Genomic DNA, 19,457 nt, shown 5'->3' on the forward strand with positions numbered 1-19,457 from the left:
CGACGATTCTGCCCCGCCCAAGGCTCATTGCCGGCCTCGGCCACCGCGTTGTGACGCCGTGCCACCATCCCGTATAGTGAGCGTCACATTTCCCGTCGCCGCCCCATCGATGCCACAACCCCGCGCCCAGATCCGTCCTCGCCGCCGCCCACCCCTGCATTTCTTGCCGCTGGGTGGCTGTGGCGAGATCGGCATGAACCTCAACCTCTATGGTTATGGCGACAGGGGCCAGGAACGCCGCTGGATCGCCGTGGACTGCGGCATGATGATTCGCCAGGATTTGCCCGACAGCCCCCTTCAGGTTCCCGACCTGGGGCCGATGGGCGAACTCGGCATCGCCCCCGAGGCACTGATCATCACCCATGGCCATGAGGATCACATCGGGGCGGCGGCCTGGCTGTGGCCGCAATGGGGCTGCCCGATCCATGCCACGCCACTGGCCGCGGGCCTGCTACGGGCCAAGTTCGCCGAACGCGGGCTCTCCCCGGCGGCCATCCACGTCATCGAGCCCGGCGAGGCCATGAGCATCGGCCCCTTCGGCTTGCGCTATCTGCCGTTGACTCACTCGATCCCCGAAAGCTGTGCCCTGCTGATCACCGCCGGCACGCACCGCGTCCTGCACACCGGCGACTGGAAACTCGACCCCGAGCCGCTGATCGGCCCGGCCGTGAACGCCGACCTCTACCAGGCCCTGGCCCCGGTCGACCTGGTCGTCGGCGACTCCACCAATGCGCCGCTGCCCGGCCACTCGCGCAGCGAAGGCGAGGTGGCGCAGGCCTTGACCCAGGCCATCGAAGGCTGCCAAGGGCGTGTGGTGGTCAGCTGCTTCGCCAGCAACCTGGCGCGGGTCCTGGCGATCGGGCGCGCCGCCGCGCGTTGTGGACGCCGGGTCGCGCTGATGGGGCGCTCCATGGAACGCATGGTCGGCGTGGCGCGCGGGCTCGGGTATCTGGAGGACATGCCGCCGCTGGTCCCGATCTCCGACATGGGCTACCTGCCGCCCGGTGAGGTACTGGTCATCGCCACCGGCAGCCAGGGCGAACCCCGCGCGGCACTGTCGCGGCTCGCCCAGGGGCGGCATCCGCACGTCGAGCTGGAAAGCGGCGACAGCGTGATCTTCTCGTCCAAGGCGATTCCCGGCAATGAGCGGCTGATCGAGCGCCTCAAACGCGGCCTGAGCCATCTTGGCGTGTCGCTGCTCGACGAGGGCCATCAGGCGGCGCTGCATGCCTCGGGCCACCCCGCCCAGGAAGAGCTCTCTACCTTCTACGGCTGGACACGCCCTCGCCACCTGCTGCCGGTGCATGGCGAGCCGCGCCATCAGCAGGCCCATCAGGCGCTCGCGCAGTCGCTGGGCATCGCGGCGCCGCTGGTACCCCGCAACGGCGACATGATTCGCCTGGACGGCGACGGCCTACACCTCGAGGCTCGCCACGCCCAGCAGCCACGCATCATTCACCAGGATGAGATCGCCCGTCTGCCGGGCCTGGGAGGCGGCGAGGCGCGCCATGGCCAACTGCACCTGGCGCTGACGGTGATGGCCACCGAACAGGGCTGGACACGCATCGGTCGCCTGCTGCTGGATGCCAGCGAGACCAGCCCGCTGGACGAGGACAGTTTCGTCGACTGGCTCGACGACTGCCTGGACGACATTCAGGTGGAATCCCTGGCCGACCTGCGCCTCGCTCTACGGCCACGCCTGATCGCCTGGTTCGGCGATCACCTGCGCCGAATGCCCGAGATCCATCTGCAGATCCTGGCGGCGGAAGCCGAACTCTCGGACTAACAACGGCCAGCCGCAGGGTGTTTTCGCCCGACGCAAAAGCAAACCCCGACGGCTTAGCCCTCAGGGTTTTCTTTTAGCTCGGCGCTTGTCGCTTCACGCCTTGTCGGCGGCCTTCTTCGGCGGCCGGCCACGCTTGCGCTGGGGCTGCTCGGGCACCAGATCCTCGACGGACAGGCCCGCCTCGTTGATCTGTTCGCGAATCTCGGCGAGCTTGCGCGCCTTGAGGACTTCTTCTTCCTGCCGCTGGCGTTCCTCGTCATTCTTCTGCTCGATGACCTCGCCGATCACCTCGGCCAGCTTATGGAGTTGCTCCATGCTGAGTTGACGAGCCGCCGCACGGGCCACGTTCTTGTTGCGCGCGATACGCTCCAGGGTTTGCTCGGACATTGCCCCCTCCAGGACGACGATTGATAAACGATCACCCACGACTGATGCCGTTAAAAGTATATGTCCTACGCCGTCGTTGGCAAGAAAAGGCGCGGCAAAAAAACCCGCATGCCGATCGGGGAAGAAGAGAAAACGCCGCCGCATCGACACGAAAAGGCTTGGGCATTAGCGGGCCGCGCGGCTCGGAGCCCAGCGGCGATCTCCCCACCGCAGCGGTGCCGATGGCCGATGCTAGCCGCCGGTCATGTTCATGAAGCGCACCACCTGAACGTCGCCGTCGGTGGTGAAATGATGGCGTTCCGGCTTGAGTGGCATGGCCGCCACGATGGCCGCCTTGAGGACCTCGATATCACCGGGATGACGACGCATCACGGCCCTCAGGTCCACCGAGTGTTCGTTGCCGAGACACAGCAGCAGCCGGCCTTCCGCGGTGACGCGAACCCGGTTGCAACTGGAGCAGAAGTTGTGGCTATGCGGCGAGATGAAGCCGACCCGAGTCTCGCTGTCGGGCATCCGGAAATAGCGTGACGGGCCAAGCGTCGTCTCGGTGGTCGGCAGCAACGCATGGCGCGTCTCGATCAACGCCTGCACCTCGTCGCTGGAGCAGAAGGTCTCCTCGCGTCCGTGGTCGGAGACGTCACCCAGCGGCATCTCCTCGATGAAGCTGATATCGAGCCCCTCGCGGCGCGCGAAGTCCACCAGGTCGATGACCTCGTCGTCGTTACGCCCCTTGAGGATGACGGCATTGAGCTTAATGCGCTCGAACCCCGCCTCCTTGGCGGCACGAATCCCGTCGATCACCCGTTGCAGATCACCGGTACGCGTGAGCTGACGAAAACGTTCCGGATCGAGGGAATCGATGCTGATATTGAGCCGTTCTAGGCCACCCTCGCGGAGGCGGCTGGCATACTTGGGCAGGCTCGCACCATTGGTGGTCATGGCGAAGTCCTTGAGCCCGGGTAACGACCCGATGTCCTCGACGAGCTGGTCGATCGAGCGTCGCACCAAGGGTTCTCCGCCGGTCAGGCGTACCTTCTCCACGCCCAGTTCGGTGAAGGCCCGGGCCACCAGGGCGAGCTCCTCGAGGGTCAGCACCTGGGCCCGCGGCAGGAAGGTCATCTCCTCGCTCATGCAATACACACAGCGGAAGTCGCAGCGGTCGGTCACCGAGATACGCACGTAACGCACGCGCCTTCCGAAGTCGTCGATCAGCTCGTCGCTCATGATGATACCTCCCAGCGTTTGGCATCGTGATGATCGGCCTCGCGTTCGGCGATCCAGTAGTCGCCGCTCGCGGTGTGCTCTTTCTTCCAGAAAGGGGCACGGGTCTTGAGATGGTCCATGATGAAGTCGCAGGCCTCGAAGGCCGCCCGCCGATGGGCACTGGCGACCACCACCAGGACGATCGGATCGCCCGGTGCAAGACGGCCCACGCGATGAATGATCCGCACCGCCTGCAAGGGCCAGCGAGACTCGGCCTCGTCGGCGATCGCCTCGAGCGCCGCCTCGGTCATGCCCGGATAATGCTCCAGGCTCAACGCCTGCACGTCGGGGCGTTCGTTGACGTCGCGCACCAGGCCGGTAAAGCCGACCACGGCGCCGATATCGGTACGCGCCTCGAGCAATCGGCGCTGCTCCTCGCCGGCGTCGAAGGTTTGTTGTTGTACTCGTACGCGTGACATGGTCAGCCTCCGGTCACCGGGGGAAAGAACGCCACTTCGTCCTCGGCGGTCAACGGCGTGGCGTTACCCGCCATCACCTGGTTGACGGCGCATAGCACCCGCCCCTCCTCGAGGCCCGCGAAACGCTCGTCCATGGCCTTGAGCGCTCGCTTGAGCGCCCCTACATCGGCGCGCTCGAGTGCCTCGAAGGGCACCGACACCTCCCCGACCCCGAGGCGCTCGCGCAGCTCGGCCAAGCACTTGACCAGGATGCACGGCTGCTCGGTATCACAGCGCACCCCCAACGAGACCTCTCCGGCCTCGCCCTCGCCGGTGACGATCGGCACCTCGGTGGCGTCGCCCCGGCGGGAATAGTCGCCGGACTTGCCGCCGGTCTTGCTGTCGAGGCGGATCGCGCCGATCTCCATGCCCTTGTCCACCGCCTTGCACATATCGTAGAGCGTCAGGCAGGCCACCGACACGGCCGTCAGCGCCTCCATCTCGACGCCGGTACGCCCATTCAGCCGGCAGGTGGCGGACACCTGCACGCAGGCATTGGCGTCGTCGAGTTCGAACGCCACCTCCACCTTGGACAAGGCCAGGGAGTGACACAATGGAATCAGCTCATGGGTGCGCTTGGCGGCCTGGATGCCGGCGATGCGCGCCGTGGCCAGCACATCGCCCTTGGGCAGGCCACCGTCGGCGAGCAGCGCCAGCGTCTCGGGGCGCATGCGGATCACGCCGGACGCGCGCGCCTCGCGGCGACTCTCGGCCTTGTCGCCCACATCGACCATGTGGGCCTCGCCGCGGGCATTGAGATGGGTCAGGCTCATGAATAACGCCTCATGACAGTCGGAAAAGGGGTTGGATGACCACCGCCTCACCGGGTTCGACCACGGCGCGGGCCGCATCGATCTCGATCAGGCAGTCGGCGGCCACCATCGAAGACAGGATGCCGGAGCCCTGGGGCCCGGTGGGCCGCACCCAGCGCCGCCCCTGGTCGTCGCTGCGGCACGTGGCGCGCAGGAAGTCGGTGCGGCCGACGCGGCCCTCGAGCGGCCTATCGGAAAGGGCGATCTCGCGTCGTGGCGCGAGATCGTCACGCCCCTGCAGCCGCCGCAGCAGCGGTGCGACGAACTGCAGGAAGGTGACCATCGCCGCCACCGGGTTGCCGGGCAGGCCGATGAAGGGCACCGCTCGCTCGCCGAGCGTGCCGCAGGCCAACGGCCGACCGGGACGCATGGCGACGCGCCAGAAGGCCAACCGACCGAGCGCCTCCAGGGCCTGGCGGGTGCAGTCGGCCTGCCCCGCCGAGACGCCGCCGCTGGTCAACACCAGGTCGGCCCGACGGGCGGCGCCATCGAGGGCCTCGACCAGCGCGGCGCGATCATCGACCAGGATACCCAGATCGATCACCTCGGCGCCGTTTTCCGCCAGCAGGCCGGCCAGCGAGAAACGGTTGGCGTCATACACGCCGGCCGCTGGCAGGGCCTCGCCCGGGGCGATGACCTCGTCGCCGGTCGAGAAGATCGCCACCCGTGGCCGACGGTGCACGCTGGCCTCGCTCAACCCGATCGAGGCCAGAAGCCCGAGCTCGGCGGCCCCGAGCCGCGTGCCGGCCGCCAGGGCCCGCTCGCCACGGGCGAGGTCTTCGCCGGCCTGGCGCACGTTCTGGCCGCGACACACCGCCCCCGGCCGCTCGATCTCGACGCGTGGCTCGCTGCCCGCCGCGCCCCGCAGCTGTTCGCGCATGATCACGGTATCGGCCCCCGGTGGCAACGGCGCACCGGTGGTGATCGTCACGCATTCACCGGCGACGAGGGGCGTCTGCCGCCGCTGCCCCGCCAGTACCTCGCCGACCCGATGCCAGTGCGACGGCACGTCGGCATCGGGCCAGGCCAGGGCGATGCCATCCATGGCGGCGTTGGTATTCTGAGGCACATCGATGGGTGAATTCAGCGTCTCGGCGAGCACCCGCCCCGATAGGGCCGCCAGCGCCACCCGCTCGGCGGGCAACGGGTCGGCCACCAGCCCGATCAGCGCCTCGCGGGCCTCGTCAGGCGACAGCATGGGTGCGCCGTGCTCGAAGCAGGAAAGCGTCATGGTGAAAGTACCTCGCCTCGCGGCCGACGCCGTCGGGGCCAGCGGGCAGGCCAGGCGACGACCCAGTCGGCGAGGGCCTCGAGATCGTTGATATCCAGCGCGGCGACGCCGGCCGGCAGCGCTGGTGCGCCGTCGCTTGCCACCGCCACGACCCAGGCGTCCTCGAACGCCAGGAGCGACTGACCCAGCGCCTCGCGATAGAGCTCGAGCTTGGGCAACGGCCAGGCCTTGAAGCCTTCCACCAACACCAGGTCGGGGCGCTGCGGGCGAACCATCTCGACCAGCTCGGCGAGGTCGGCCTGTTCACGCTCGGGGGTCTCCATCATCAGCGCGATCCGCGCCCGGGAGGCGACCAGGATCGGTTCGGCGCCGGCCTGGCGCAGCCGATGGCTGTCCTTGCCGGGTTGATCGACGTCGAAGGCATGGTGGGCATGCTTGATCACCGCCACCCGCAGCCCACGTTCGCGCAGGGCCGGCAGCAGACGCTCCAGCAGGGTCGTCTTGCCGGTGCCGCTCCAGGCGGCGATGCCCAGCAGGGGTAATGCCTCGTCCAGCGGCAGGGCACCGCCCAGGGTGTCATTCATGACCGCAGTGCCTCCCGGCGGCACGCTTCCAGGCGCCGCTTGTCGTCAAGGGTGTTGAGATTGGCGAAGGCCTCGGCACGCGCCGACATGTCTACGGCCTGCCAGGCATGGCGCCCGAACCAGCCCTCGACCCGCCGCTCGCCGGCGGCGAACGCACAGCCCAGGTCATCGACCAGCGAGCGCCGCATCAACGCCACCACCGGGTGCAGGCGCCGGCCGTCATGCGCCACGGCGATATCGGCATCGCCGCGGCCGGCGATCAGGCGTGCGACGAGGTCGTCGGGCAGCAGCGGGCTATCGCAGGGCACCACGACCACCCAGTCGCCGGTCGCCGCCCGCAGGCCGCTGTAGAGCCCCATCAGCGGCCCCATGTAGCCCGTTTCGAGGTCAGCGATGACCCGGTCGGCCCAGGCGGCATAGGCCTCGGGATGACGATTGGCGCTGATCAAGCACTCCGCCACCCGACCGTTCAGGGGCGCCAGCGCATGACACACCAGGGGCCGCCCGGCGAAGGGCTCGAGGCCCTTGTCGCGACCCTCCATGCGCCGCCCCTGCCCCCCGGCCAGCACGAGGCCGGTGAGGGTCTCTCGATGAATCACGAACCGCCCCCGCAAGATGGATGAGCATGACGATCATCATGCCTCAGCCTCGCGATGGGTGCCATGACCCCAGGGTCGGCGAATGTCTCAAAACCGACCTCGGCGGCCACGCCTTACCGCCGAGGCGATGACACGGTATCATCCGTTCAACTTTTTCCACGGCAGATGCCCTGCCGACACGCACAGGATCACGGCCCCACCGCACATGACCACGATGGATGAAGGCTTCAACGTCGGCGCACGGCTGCGCCAGCTACGCAAGGAAAAGGGGCTCTCCCAGCGAGAACTCGCCAAGCGCGCCAGGGTCACCAACAGCAGCATCTCGTTGATCGAGCAGAATAGCGTCAGCCCTTCGGTGAGCTCGCTGAAGAAAATTCTCGACGCCCTGCCGATGTCGATCAGCACCTTCTTCGCCGGCGAGAAAACCAGCCATCCCCGCCCCTTCTACAAGGCCGAGGAACTCACCGAGATCGGCGATGGCCTGTTGTCCTGGCGGCTGGTAGCCGCACGACGCCCGGATCGACACATGTCGATCCTCCACGAACGCTATCCGCCCGGCGCCGACAGCGGCGAGGAGATGCTCGAGCACGATGGCGAGGAAGGCGGCGTGGTGATCGCCGGCCGGATCGAGATCACCGTCGACGGCGAGGTGGAAGTGCTGTCGGCAGGCGACGGCTACTACTTCGACTCACGCCTGCCGCACCGCTTTCGTAATGTCGACGACACGGAGTGCGTGATCGTCAGTGCCAATACGCCGCCGTCGTTCTCGGACGGCGGCGACGAAGTGCATCACGGATAAGCCGCGAGCTGCAGCGTGAAACCGCCCGACGTAAAAGCAAACCCCGAAGGTGTCGTCTTCGGGGTTTGCTTGTCGCTCGGCGCTTGTCGTCGCACTCAGTGCATCCGGCGCGGCATCATTCCCCCGCCCGATAGAGCCACTGGATGCTGGAGAAATCCAACTGGCCGCTGCCCTGGGCGCTGTGCAGCGCGAACAGGTTGCGCGCCTGGGAGCCCATCGGCACGCTGGCCCGGGCCTTGAGCGCCAGTTCCCAAGCCAACCCCAGGTCCTTGGCCATCAGGTCGGTGAGAAACCCTCCCTGGTAGTCCCGGGAGGCCGCCGAGCCCTCCATCACCCCCGGCCAGGGGTTGTAGACGTCGAGCGCCCAGTTGCCGCCGCTGCTCTGCCGCATGATGCCGGACAACACCGCCGGGTCGAGCCCGTTCTTCACTCCCAGCGCCAGCGCCTCGGCGGTACCGCTCATCAAGATGCCGAGCAGCATGTTATTGCAGATCTTGGCGACCTGCCCCGCTCCGACCTCTCCGGCGTGGAAGATGTTCTTGCCCATGGCCTCGAGCACCGGCTTGCCCCGCGCGAACCCTTCTTCGCTGCCACCGACGATGAAGGTCAGCGTGCCGGCCTTGGCACCGCCGATGCCCCCGGAGACCGGCGCGTCCAGATAGCTCAGCCCCCGGGCGGCCGCGGCCTCCCCGACCCGCTGCGTGTCCTCGGGGGCGATGGTCGAGGCGTCGATCAACAGCGGCTCATGCGCCAGGCCATCCAGCAAGCCCGGGGTCGCGTCATCGACGCCGAGGTAGAGCCCTCGCACATGCGCGCCGGCGGGCAGCATGGAGATGATCACGTCGGCGTCACGGCAGGCGGCCTCGGCGCTCTCGCCGCGCCGGGCTCCCTGCCCTTCGAGTGCCGTCATGGAATCCTCGACCAGGTCGAAGACGCAGACGTCGTGGCCCGCCTCCAGCAGGTTGGCGGCCATCGGCGAGCCCATGTTGCCGAGTCCGATAAAGGCGATATTCATGGCGTGCTCCTTGTGTTTCTTGTGATGTTGTAGCGGGATATCACATGGCAAGCGCTGAGCGATGTCGTGGGCAAAGAGAGCCCGGCCGGCGGCTCAATGAAGAGGCGGAGCCCCGCCGCCGGCCAGGATATCGAGCGCAGCCTTCACCCCGCGTTGCCCCCGACACGCCGCCCCACGCCCAGGTCTCTCAGTGGATGCGTCTCGCTCGACCAGGGGGCGACCAGCATCGCCTGGACATCCGACTCGGGCACGCTCGCCACGGCGTCATGCGACCAGCGGGGCTGCTTGTCCTTGTCGATCAACAGCGCCCGCACGCCCTCGGCAAGATCGCCGCGCCGGCAGCACTGCACCGAGAGCGCGAGCTCGTCGCGGAAGGCATCGGCCAAGCCACTGTGTCGATGACGCTCGAGCATCCGCCAGACCAGGTGGGCCGACATCGGGCTGCCGGCGGCGAGCCGCGCACGATTGGCCGCCAGCCAGGCATCGTCACGGTCATCGGCGAGGATGCGTGCCACGGCATCGGCGGCGCCGGCCTCGCCGACCAGCGACTGGAGATGATCGCGCCACGGCCAGAGCTGACCGGCGGGCGCCTGTTCGCGGGCCTCGAAACGTTGTAGCACGCCCTGCACGACGCGCCGACAGGCGTCCGGTTCATGGCCGGCATAGTCGGCCTCGGCCAGCGCGCCGAGCAGGTCATCGCGACGCTCGCGCGGCACGAAGCGATCCGCCAGCCCCAGGTCCAGGGCATCGCGGGCGTTGAGCTGGGCCCCGGTCAGCCCCAGGTAGGCACCGAGCCCCGGCGGCATGCGGCCGAGGAACCAGCTCGCGCCGATGTCCGGGTACAGGCCGATGGTGATCTCGGGCATGGCGATGCGGGTGGTCTCGGTCACCAGACGCTGGAAGCCGCCGGCCATCAGCCCCAGGCCGCCCCCCATGACGATGCCATCGCCCCACACCAGCAGCGGCTTGGGATAGGTATGGATGCGATGATCCAGGCGATACTCCGCGGTGAAGTAGCGTTCGGCGAACGCGTCGTCGCGGGCCTCACCATCGGCCAGCGAGCGATACAGCGCCACCACGTCGCCACCCGCACAGAAGGCCTTGTCACCGGCCCCCTCCAGCCACACCGCGACCACGCGGTTATCCAACGCCCAGGCCTCGAGACGCTCTTCGAGTTGCTGGATCATCTCGAGCGACAGGGCGTTGAGCGACTTCGGGGCGTCGAGGGTCGCCACGCCCACCCGGCCACCGCCGCGGGTGGGTAATTCATCGAAACTGACCGCGAGGTCCGACATCACTGTCTCTCCTGGTAGGCGTGTTATTGAAGCGCTTCGATGACGCCGTCGGCCAACAACCGACGCGCGGCAATCAAGCGCATGATCTCGTTGGTCCCCTCGAGGATCTGATGGACCCGCGTGTCACGCACCAGCCGCTCCAGGGGGTATTCGCGGATATAACCATACCCGCCGTGCAGCTGCAGGGCCTCGTTGCAGACGCCGAAGCCCACGTCGGTGGCGAAACGCTTGGCCATGGCGCAGTGCGCGGTGGCTTCCGGGTCTCCCTGGTCGAGCCGCCAGGCGGCGTGGCGTACCATCAAGCGCGCCGCGGTGAGCTCAGAGGCCATATCGGCGAGCTTGAACTGCAGCGCCTGGAAGCTCGCCAGCTCGCGACCGAACTGCTTGCGCTCGCTCAGGTAATCGCGGGACAGCGTCAGCGCCTGCTGGGCCGCGCCCAGCGAGCAACTGGCGATATTGAGCCGCCCGCCGTCGAGCCCCTTCATGGCGAAGCGAAAGCCCTCGCCCTCCTCGCCCAGGCGGTTCTCTGCCGGCACACGCACGCCATCGAAGCTGATCAGACAGGTCGGCTGGCTCTTCCAGCCCATCTTCTCTTCCTTCTTGCCCACCTCGATGCCGGCGGCATCGGCCGGCACCAGAAACGCCGAGATACCATTCGCGCCGCTGTCCGACGCGCCGGTGCGCGCCATCACCACCAGCACCTGGGTAGCGCCGGCCCCGGAGATGAACATCTTGCTGCCGGAGATCACATAGTCGTCGCCGTCGCGCACCGCCCGAGTGGTGAGGTTCGCCGCATCCGAGCCGGCGCCCGGCTCGGTCAGGCAGTAGGAGCCCAGCGCATCACCCGCTATCATGGCCGGCAGGTAGTGCTCGCGCAGGGTCTCACTGCCCCAGCTGGCGACCATCCAGGTCACCATGTTGTGAATGGTGAGATAGGCGGTCGTGGCGACACACCCTTGGGCGAGCTGCTCGAAGATCAGCGCGGCATCGAGCCGCGACAGCCCCAAGCCACCGTCGGCCTCCGGCGTGTAAAGGCCGAGGAAGCCGGCTTCTCCGGCACGCCGGATCACGTCGACGGGAAAGTGGCTGTTCGCATCCCAGTCGCCGGCATGTTCGGCCAGCTCGGCCCGGGCGAAGTCGGCGGCCGCATCGGCCAACGCCCGCTGGTCTTCGGTCGGCGCAAAATCCATGGTGAAACCTCCGTCGAGAGAGTCGGGAACGACGCGCAGTCAGGCCGGCAACGCGCGCCGACGATATCGGCATGGCGACTGACGCCAACCTAGCAACTGCTCGGGTTATCCCATATCCCGCCATGGTCTAACAAGCACTTTACGTTAACGTAAACCTCGTCTAGGGTTTCCCGACGAGGTGGAACACCGCCGGTGGACCCTCCGGCTACAGGAACGATCGACATGACGCGAATGCCCCAGGCAACGGAAAGCAACGCCGACGCCCTGCCTCGGCAGCAGCGGACCTACAGCATCGGTGAGCTGGCCCAGATCTTCGAGGTCACGCCTCGCACCATCCGTTTCTACGAGCAGGAAGGCCTGCTGGCTCCGTCGCGTCAGGGCCAGAAGCGCATCTACCGCGAGAAGGACCGGGTGCGCCTCAAGCTGACCCTACGCGGCAAGCGACTGGGCTTCTCGCTGGCCGAGATCCGCGAGGTGGTGATGATGTACGACGCCATGCCCGATGGAAACGCGCGCCAGCTCAAGCGGCTGCTGGAGCTGCTCGAGGACAAGCGCGCCAACCTTGCGCGCCAGCTCGAGGATATCCGCCTGATGCGCCTGGAAATCGACGACGTGGATCAACGCGCGCGGGAGGTGCTGCGCCAGCTGGAAGACACGCCGTAGCCGGGCCGCCTTGCGCTGAAATGGTTGCCCGGACATCCCGAGACGACACAACAATGAGAGCCGCCATGCCACGCCAGCCCCGACACGACAGCTACCTGAACGGCGCCAGCGACACGCCCCTGAAGGGCCAGACCATCGGCGACTGCTTCGATGAAACGGTCGCCCGCTTCCCCGACCGAGACGCCCTGATCAGCCGCCATCAAGGCCTGCGCTACCGCTGGCGCGAACTACAGGCCGAGGTGGACCGGGCGGCCCGGGCGTTGATGGCGCTGGGGGTCGCCAAGGGCGACCGCGTCGCCATCTGGTCACCCAACGGCGCCGAGTGGGCCATCACGCAGTTCGCCACCGCCAAGCTCGGCGCCATCCTGGTCAACATCAATCCCAGCTATCGCACCCACGAGCTCGAATACGCCCTCAGGCAATCGGGCACCTCGACGCTGATCCTGCAGGGTCGCTTCAAGGGCAGCGATTATGTGGCCATGCTGGCCGAGCTGGTGCCAGAGCTCGACGAGGCCACGCCCGATACCCTGCAAAGCCGCACCCTGCCCGGGCTCGAGCGGGTGATCTGCCTGGACGCCACCCAGGCGCTCGCCGGCATGTACAGCTGGGCGTCCATGCTGGCCCATGCCGACGAGGTCGATGCCACACGGCTGGCCGAGCGCCAGGCGGGGCTCGAGTTCGACGAGCCGATCAATATCCAGTACACCTCCGGTACCACCGGCGCCCCCAAGGGCGCCACGCTGTCCCACCACAACATCCTCAACAACGGCTTCTTCGTCGCCCGCACCCTCGACCTCACCGAGGCCGACCGCATGGTGATCCCGGTGCCGCTCTATCACTGCTTCGGCATGGTGATGGGCAACCTCGGCTGCATGACCCACGGCGCGGCCATGATCTATCCCGGCGACGGCTTCGACCCCCAGGCTACCCTGACGGCAGTCGCCGAGGAGCGCGCCACCGCCCTCTACGGCGTACCCACCATGTTCATCGCCGAGCTGGAGCATCCCGAGTTCGAGGCCTTCGACCTCTCGAGCCTGCGCACCGGCATCATGGCCGGCTCCATCTGCCCCATCGAGGTGATGCGCAAGGTGATCGAGCGCATGCACATGCAGGGCGTGACCATCTGCTACGGCATGACCGAGACCAGCCCGGTCAGCCTGCAGACGCGCACCGATGCCCCGCTGGATAAGCGCGTGACCACCGTGGGTAGCATTCACCCGCACCTGGAGATCAAGCTGGTCAGCCCCGAAGACGGCTCCGTGGTCGAACGCGGTGAAACCGGTGAGCTATGTACCCGCGGCTATAGCGTGATGCTCGGCTACTGGAACAACGAGGAAGCTACCGCCAAGGCCATCGACGCGGCCGGCTGGATGCATACCGGCGACCTGGCGACTCTGGACGACGACGGCTATGTGGCCATCGTCGGACGCATCAAGGACATGATCATTCGCGGCGGCGAAAACATCTATCCCCGTGAGATCGAAGACTTCCTCTACACTCATCCGGCCATCTCGGACGTCCAGGTGATCGGCGTGCCCGACGCTCGGTACGGCGAGGAGATCATGGCCTGGGTCAAACTCGCCGATGAGGCGATGCTTGATGAGGAGGAACTCAAGACCTTCTGCCAGGATAAGATCGCCCACTTCAAGATCCCCCGCTACGTGAAGTTTATCGACGAATTCCCGATGACCGTCACCGGCAAGATCCAGAAGTTCAAGATGCGCGAGGAAGCCACCCACGAGCTGGGCCTGGAATAACAGGTTCGAGGCTGCCCACGGCTACGCCTTATGAGGCGTATGAACATCGATAAGGATTGCATCGCTCGTAAGGAACGCGGTATGAATGAGCGACGCAGGCTCGTGGAATCCGTAATGCGCGACCGAGGCTCGACAATATTGCAACGCCAACCGTGGCAGCGCCTTCTGGCGCTGCTGCTCATCATGGCATTCGCCGTCGCTCCCCTCTCCGGCCACGCATCCACCGATGCCTGCCAAGCCGAGTGCGCCCGCTTCCAACTCGCCATGCCGGATTCCGGCGATGCCTGCGGTGCAGTCTGCGCCGCGCCCGCCACCCCCCGGTCTCCAGCGGTCATGGCACCTCGCGCCCTGACCGCTGTCGTGGCCACTCTCGTCAGTGACCACGTGCCTCAGCCTCCGAAACGCCCTCCAAGAGCCTGACGAACCCCAGGGCTCAGGCCCGCGATCCTGCTTGCCTCGCATCCAGCTGCCGTCGACGACGGCACGAGGTGCTGGCTGATGCCGTCTGCCGTCCTGCTGCTGACTCGACATCACCGGCCCCACCGAATACCTGTTCACTGCTCACAAGAGACATCATTCATGAAACCGACTCTGCCCCATCTGTTGCTGACCGCCGGCCTGTTGCTCGGCACCGGTACCGCTCAGGCTGCCCTGCCGGACACCGCCACCCTGCACAAGAACCCCCAGTGCGGCTGTTGCGACGCCTATGCCCGCCATCTCGAGCGTCTCGGCATCGACGTCACCATCTCCGACGACCGAGAGCTAGGCGCGGTCAAGCAGTCCGCCGGCGTACCCTACGGCCAGGGCTCCTGCCATACCGTCGAGATCGGGGACTACGTGATCGAGGGTCATGTTCCCATGGCCGCGGTGACAGCGTTGTTCGAGCAATTACCCGATACCGATGGCATCGGCCTGGCCGGCATGCCAAGCGGCACGCCCGGCATGCCCGGGCCACAGAACGCGCCCTATGAGGTCTATCAGTTCCGCAACCATGAAGCCTCCCCCTTCATGACGCTGTAAGCGACCCGCTCCATGCCCGCCGGACAAGTGCCGGCGGGCATCAGCGGGTCGTAGTATGCGCATGGTGGCCATGGGCCGATTCAGTGGATGGAAGATGCAGGGCCATGCGACGTCTAGAGTCGTCCCGCCCCGATTCATGGTGATCCGCTCCGACGTTCAGCGCCGATTCAGCTTTCTGGCTTAGAACTAGGATTCGCCCATTCATCCGCTAGAGAGGTATCAAGATGCGCAAGACCCTCCTCACCGTGATTGCCGGCCTGGCATCCACCGCCGCCCTGGCCGGCGCCGGACACAGCAACGACGACTCTCAGGCCAGCGATCATCCGCCGATTGATCGCACACTCGCCTTCGAGGCGGGTGACATGTGGTTCACTCCCGACAAGCTGGCGCTTACTCCCGGCGAGACAGTACGCTTCAACATCACCAACTCGGGCCAGCTCGAGCATGAATTCGTGATCGGCGACAGCGAAGCACAGATGGAGCATCGCGAGATGATGCGCGAGATGGCCAACGGCAACGGACACGACATGAGTGCAGGCCACCATGGCGAGGGAGAGGCCGATGCGGACAACATGCCCGCGGTGACCATTCCTCCCGGCGAGACCGCGACGCTGGTTTGGACCGCACCGAACAACGCCGAGGAAGTGGAGTTCGCCTGCAATATTCCCGGACACTACGAGGCGGGCATGAACGGTGCCATCCAGATCGAAGGCTCATGAAGGCTAAGCTATGAAGCTGTTGCTCCTCGAGGACGATGACTTGCTCAGCGAGAGCCTCGCTGAGACGTTGAGTGACGAAGGCTATCGCGTCGATACGGCCACACACCTGCGTGTGGCCGATGCACTGATGCAGACCGAGGAATATGCCCTCGTCATCCTGGATATCGGGCTCCCCGACGGATCGGGCCTCGACTGGCTGGAACGCTGGCGTGAAAGCGGCTATCAGGAACCCATCCTGGCCCTCACGGCCCGCGACACCTGGGAGGACAAGGTCGTCGGCCTGCGCCGCGGGGCCGATGACTACCTGACCAAGCCGTTCTACGAGGAAGAACTACTGGCCAGGCTGCATGCCCTGCTGAGGCGTCAGCATGGCAATACCGGCAACGTGCTGACGGTCAATGGCGTTCATCTCGATGAGCACCTCCAGAGAGTGAGCACCGACGGCACCGTCTGGCAGTCCCTGACCGCTACCGAATTTCGACTGTTGCGTTATCTGATGCACCACCCCGACCGCGTTCACTCCAAGCTTCGCTTGCTCGACCAGCTCTACGCCCTGGAACAGGATGCGCCGGCTCCCAACCTGGTGGAGGTCTATATCGGACGCCTGCGCCGACGGCTCGGCAAGGATGTCATTCAGACGCGCCGCGGCCAGGGATACATTCTTGCGTCTGTTTGATCGACGCAGCCTGAGATCGCGACTGCTCGTCTGGCTGGGCGGGGCGGCGTTTGTGGTGATGGCGGTGACCTGGCTGCTCCACGGCATTCTCCTGCGCGAACTGGCCCGAGATTTCCTCGGCGACCGTCTGCGCCAGGAGGCCGCGTATACGATTGAGCGGCTGCGACAGGAGCCGGCTAATCGGCCACCACTCACCGCCCCGACGAGCCTCGCGGCGCGAGTCTTTCACCATCTCTACGTGCTGCGCCTGAACGGCGATATCTCCACCTCGCATCCGGCCTGGCTGGACCCCCTCTACCCTCTCCTGGATAGCGCCGATGACTCACTGCTCGATGTACACCACCAGGAGAGTCACCTGCTCGTCTATCGACGGTCCTTCTCTTTCGACGGCCGCGAAGGGGTATTGCTCGTTGGCGAAAGCTTCGATCGAGTCGAAGCGGGGCTGAGTCGCCTTCATTGGTGGATTGGTCTCATTGCCGGCCTTGTACTCCTCCTCCTCATCGGCTTGAACCTGCTCGCTGTGAGAGCCGGGCTCGGGCCGATCAGGCAGCTGCAGCGCCAGCTCGACGAACTCCGCCAGGGGACGCGAGCCCGTCTTCAGCTGACGGTTCCCACCGAGCTCGAGGCCCTGGTCGCGCAACTGAACCGCTTCATGGATGCCCAGGAAAGCCGCCTGCAACGCTCCCGGCATGCCGTGTCCGACCTCTCCCATGCCTTGAAGACGCCGCTGGCCGCGATCATGCAAGTCATGCGCGGGCAACGCCCCATCGACCCACAGCGGCGAACCAAGATACTCGCCCGCCTGGAAGACATGCAGGCACAACTGAATGCCGAGTTGCGCCGCTCGCGAATCGCCGGGGCCGATTCCGGCCAGCACACTTGCCCCCAGCGAGAGTTATCTACCCTGCTGGACATGTTCCGCACGCTTTACCCTGATAAGACATTCTTGTCTGCCGGCATGCCCGAGGCCACGGAAAGGCTGGCCATGGAGCGACAGGACTTCATGGAAATGGCGGGTATCGTGCTGGACAACGCGGGCAAATGGGCACATCACACCATCCGCATCAGCGCCACTCTCACCGATGGCTTGTGCGTGGTGGTGGAAGACGATGGTCCCGGCGTCCCCGAAGAGCAACTCACGCGACTGGGCCAACGCGGCCAACGCCTCGACGAGGGCCGCCCCGGGCACGGCCTGGGCCTATCGATCCTGATTCAATTGCTCGATCACTACCATGGGTCCGTTGAGTTACAAGCGCCTCCCGGCTCTGGCCTGAGAGTCACGATCCGTATCCCCGACGCCTGACCCGGCATTCAGCCTGGGTTCAGCTTTTCCCGGCATCATCGGCTCCATCCCATCGCCTCGGAAAGGAGTCATGCATGACGAAGACCAAACAGACGGCGTCCCCGCTGACCCGACGCCAGGTCCTCAAGGGCGGCAGCGCCCTGGGACTCGGCGCCATGGCACTCGGGCTCCCCCCGGCCTGGGCCAACCCCTGGGGGCAAACGGCGGCCTATCCCCGCGGCATCGAGTCCGGGCCCGATATATCGCTGGCCATTCGCCGTGAGACCCTCGACGTGGCGGGGAAGACGGCTCGCCCCATCAGCATCAATGACACCAGCCCCGGCCCGCTCATTCGTCTCAAGGAAGGTCAGGATGCCGTACTGCGGGTCACCAACTTGCTGGAAGAGTCCACTTCTATTCACTGGCACGGCCTGATCCTGCCACCGGAGATGGACGGTGTGCCCGGTGTCAGCTTCGCAGGCATCGCCCCCGGCGAGACCTTTACCTACCGCTTCCCGGTTCGCCAAAACGGCACCTACTGGTATCACAGCCACTCCGGTCTCCAGGAACAGCTCGGCCATGCCGGCCCCCTGGTCATCGATGCCGCCGAGCCGGAGCCTTTCCGGTATGACCGTGAACATGTGCTGCTTTTGACCGACTGGAGCTTCGAGGATCCCGCGACCATTTTCCATAACCTGAAGACCGGTGAAGGCTACTACAACTTCCAGGAAAGGACGGTCGCCGATTTCTTTGCCGACGTGCAGCGACACGGCTTCACCGATACTGCCGCCCAGCGTGCCATGTGGGCCGAAATGCGCATGAGTTCCCGCGACATCGCCGATGTCACCGGCAGTACCTATACCTATCTGATGAACGGGCAGTCCCCCACACAGAATTGGACGGCACTGTTCAAGCCCGGGGAAACGCAGCGGCTTCGCGTCATCAACGGCTCAGCCATGAGCTATTTCGACGTGCGGATTCCGGGCCTGACGATGACGGTCGTGGCCGCCGATGGCCAGCCGATTCAACCCGTGCCCGTCGAGGAGTTTCGCATTGGCGTCGCGGAAACCTATGACGTCTTGGTCACTCCCGAGGCGAACACCGCCTATACGCTGTTCGCCGAATCCATGGATCGTAGCGGCTACGCCAGCGGCACCCTCGCCCCCCGACTCGGTATGACCGCCCCCATCCCGGTACGCCGTCAGATTGCGGACCGGGGCATGGAGGCCATGGGCTCACACGAAGGGATGGGCATGTCGGGAATGTCCGATATGCCCGACATGGATCATGGCAGCCGTTCGCCTTCCTCTTCGACCGGCATGGATCACACCGAAATGTCGGGCATGGATCACTCGAACATGCAGGGCATGGGGCACTCTCCGAAGGAGGGCATGTCCGGCATGGCACCCGACCGAGCCGATGGGATGCTCCCCGTGGGCGTGGCCCAGCCCGGCTCCCGCCTCGACCGCCCAGGCATCGGTATCGATCCGGACGAGCGGCGCGTCCTCGTTTATCGCGACCTGAAAGCACTACGCCCCTGGCCGGATCGCCGTCCACCGGGCCGCGAGCTCGAGCTTCACCTGACCGGCAACATGGAACGCTACATGTGGTCCTTCGATGGTAAGAAATTCAGCGAGGTCACAGGCCCCATCCACTTCGAAAAGGATGAGCGTCTGCGGTTGATCCTGGTTAACGACACCATGATGGAACATCCCATTCATCTGCATGGCATGTGGATGGAGCTTGAGAACGGCGCCGGTGAGCTGATTCCTCGCAAGCACACTCTGAACGTCAAACCCGGTGAGCGAATCTCCGCCTTGATCACCGCCGATGCCGAGGGGAGCTGGGCCTTCCATTGCCACCTCCTTTACCACATGGATGCCGGTATGTTCCGAGTCGTTAAGGTCGCCTAAGGAGTTTC

Annotated in this window: 19 protein-coding genes; 9 read left to right on the forward strand and 10 right to left on the reverse strand. The window is 66.0% G+C overall.

Translation table 11 applies throughout. The features are described from left to right. The first annotated feature begins 193 nt into the window (after positions 1-193). Positions 194-1,786, forward strand: a complete 1,593-nt coding sequence (locus tag ETC07_RS01945) for a ribonuclease J (RefSeq protein ID WP_136247015.1) — start codon at positions 194-196, stop codon at positions 1,784-1,786. Positions 1,787-1,879: 93 nt separating this feature from the next. On the opposite strand, the gene ETC07_RS01950 is transcribed toward ETC07_RS01945, so the two are convergent. The 7 genes from ETC07_RS01950 to mobA all read right to left on the reverse strand — a co-directional run bounded on the left by ETC07_RS01950 (position 1,880) and on the right by mobA (position 7,120). After that, positions 1,880-2,173: an H-NS family histone-like protein gene (locus ETC07_RS01950; protein ID WP_136246814.1), complete on the reverse strand. Its 294-nt coding sequence runs from the start codon at positions 2,171-2,173 to the stop codon at positions 1,880-1,882. 231 nt (positions 2,174-2,404) lie between these two features. After that, positions 2,405-3,397, reverse strand: a complete 993-nt coding sequence (gene moaA, locus ETC07_RS01955; RefSeq protein WP_136246815.1) for a GTP 3',8-cyclase MoaA — start codon at positions 3,395-3,397, stop codon at positions 2,405-2,407. Continuing rightward, the gene (gene moaE, locus ETC07_RS01960) at positions 3,394-3,855 is read right to left on the reverse strand and encodes a molybdopterin synthase catalytic subunit MoaE (RefSeq protein WP_136246816.1); all 462 of its coding nucleotides are present in this window, start codon (positions 3,853-3,855) and stop codon (positions 3,394-3,396) included. The genes moaA and moaE overlap by 4 nt, the downstream gene beginning before the upstream one ends. Positions 3,856-3,857: 2 nt before the next feature. After that, on the reverse strand, positions 3,858-4,667 hold the full coding sequence (gene moaC, locus ETC07_RS01965) for a cyclic pyranopterin monophosphate synthase MoaC (RefSeq protein ID WP_136246817.1): 810 nt from the start codon (positions 4,665-4,667) through the stop codon (positions 3,858-3,860). A 10-nt stretch (positions 4,668-4,677) separates the two neighbouring features. Further along, on the reverse strand, positions 4,678-5,937 hold the full coding sequence (gene moeA, locus ETC07_RS01970) for a molybdopterin molybdotransferase MoeA (RefSeq protein ID WP_136246818.1): 1,260 nt from the start codon (positions 5,935-5,937) through the stop codon (positions 4,678-4,680). Then, positions 5,934-6,521: a molybdopterin-guanine dinucleotide biosynthesis protein B gene (gene mobB / locus ETC07_RS01975; protein ID WP_136246819.1), complete on the reverse strand. Its 588-nt coding sequence runs from the start codon at positions 6,519-6,521 to the stop codon at positions 5,934-5,936. Before mobB ends, moeA begins: the two co-directional genes overlap by 4 nt. Then, positions 6,518-7,120, reverse strand: a complete 603-nt coding sequence (gene mobA / locus ETC07_RS01980; RefSeq protein WP_136246820.1) for a molybdenum cofactor guanylyltransferase MobA — start codon at positions 7,118-7,120, stop codon at positions 6,518-6,520. The genes mobB and mobA overlap by 4 nt, the downstream gene beginning before the upstream one ends. A gap of 214 nt (positions 7,121-7,334) precedes the next feature. Here mobA and ETC07_RS01985 point away from each other — a divergent pair, with 214 nt between their 5' ends. Further along, a complete protein-coding gene (locus tag ETC07_RS01985) occupies positions 7,335-7,919 on the forward strand; it encodes a cupin domain-containing protein (RefSeq protein WP_136247016.1) in 585 nt (194 codons plus the stop codon). A gap of 115 nt (positions 7,920-8,034) precedes the next feature. On the opposite strand, the gene mmsB is transcribed toward ETC07_RS01985, so the two are convergent. The 3 genes from mmsB to ETC07_RS02000 form a co-directional block, all read right to left on the reverse strand. Beyond that, entirely contained in the window at positions 8,035-8,934 is a 900-nt protein-coding gene (mmsB, locus tag ETC07_RS01990) for a 3-hydroxyisobutyrate dehydrogenase (RefSeq protein ID WP_136246821.1), read from the reverse strand. A gap of 143 nt (positions 8,935-9,077) precedes the next feature. After that, complete coding sequence (locus tag ETC07_RS01995; RefSeq protein ID WP_136246822.1) at positions 9,078-10,229, reverse strand: enoyl-CoA hydratase/isomerase family protein; 1,152 nt, start codon at positions 10,227-10,229, stop codon at positions 9,078-9,080. A gap of 23 nt (positions 10,230-10,252) precedes the next feature. Then, positions 10,253-11,419 (reverse strand): acyl-CoA dehydrogenase family protein, encoded by a 1,167-nt coding sequence (locus ETC07_RS02000; protein WP_136246823.1) that lies wholly within the window; start codon positions 11,417-11,419, stop codon positions 10,253-10,255. A 222-nt stretch (positions 11,420-11,641) separates the two neighbouring features. Here ETC07_RS02000 and ETC07_RS02005 point away from each other — a divergent pair, with 222 nt between their 5' ends. The 7 genes from ETC07_RS02005 (at position 11,642) to ETC07_RS02035 (ending at position 19,449) form a co-directional block, all read left to right on the forward strand. Beyond that, complete coding sequence (locus ETC07_RS02005; RefSeq protein WP_136246824.1) at positions 11,642-12,082, forward strand: MerR family transcriptional regulator; 441 nt, start codon at positions 11,642-11,644, stop codon at positions 12,080-12,082. Positions 12,083-12,147: 65 nt separating this feature from the next. Further along, positions 12,148-13,839 (forward strand): AMP-binding protein, encoded by a 1,692-nt coding sequence (locus ETC07_RS02010; RefSeq protein WP_136246825.1) that lies wholly within the window; start codon positions 12,148-12,150, stop codon positions 13,837-13,839. Between the two features lie 579 nt (positions 13,840-14,418). Next, the gene (locus ETC07_RS02015) at positions 14,419-14,859 is read left to right on the forward strand and encodes a DUF411 domain-containing protein (RefSeq protein WP_136246826.1); all 441 of its coding nucleotides are present in this window, start codon (positions 14,419-14,421) and stop codon (positions 14,857-14,859) included. A 224-nt stretch (positions 14,860-15,083) separates the two neighbouring features. Continuing rightward, entirely contained in the window at positions 15,084-15,578 is a 495-nt protein-coding gene (locus ETC07_RS02020) for a cupredoxin domain-containing protein (protein WP_136246827.1), read from the forward strand. A 10-nt stretch (positions 15,579-15,588) separates the two neighbouring features. Then, positions 15,589-16,254, forward strand: coding sequence for a response regulator (locus ETC07_RS02025; RefSeq protein WP_136246828.1), 666 nt, complete (start codon positions 15,589-15,591; stop codon positions 16,252-16,254). After that, positions 16,241-17,557, forward strand: a complete 1,317-nt coding sequence (locus tag ETC07_RS02030) for an ATP-binding protein (RefSeq protein WP_240724532.1) — start codon at positions 16,241-16,243, stop codon at positions 17,555-17,557. Before ETC07_RS02025 ends, ETC07_RS02030 begins: the two co-directional genes overlap by 14 nt. Before the next feature lie 74 nt (positions 17,558-17,631). Further along, the gene (locus ETC07_RS02035; RefSeq protein ID WP_136246829.1) at positions 17,632-19,449 is read left to right on the forward strand and encodes a copper resistance system multicopper oxidase; all 1,818 of its coding nucleotides are present in this window, start codon (positions 17,632-17,634) and stop codon (positions 19,447-19,449) included. Positions 19,450-19,457 lie beyond the last annotated feature (8 nt).

The sequence above is a fragment of the Halomonas borealis genome (genome assembly GCF_004798905.1).
GTDB lineage: Bacteria > Pseudomonadota > Gammaproteobacteria > Pseudomonadales > Halomonadaceae > Halomonas > Halomonas borealis.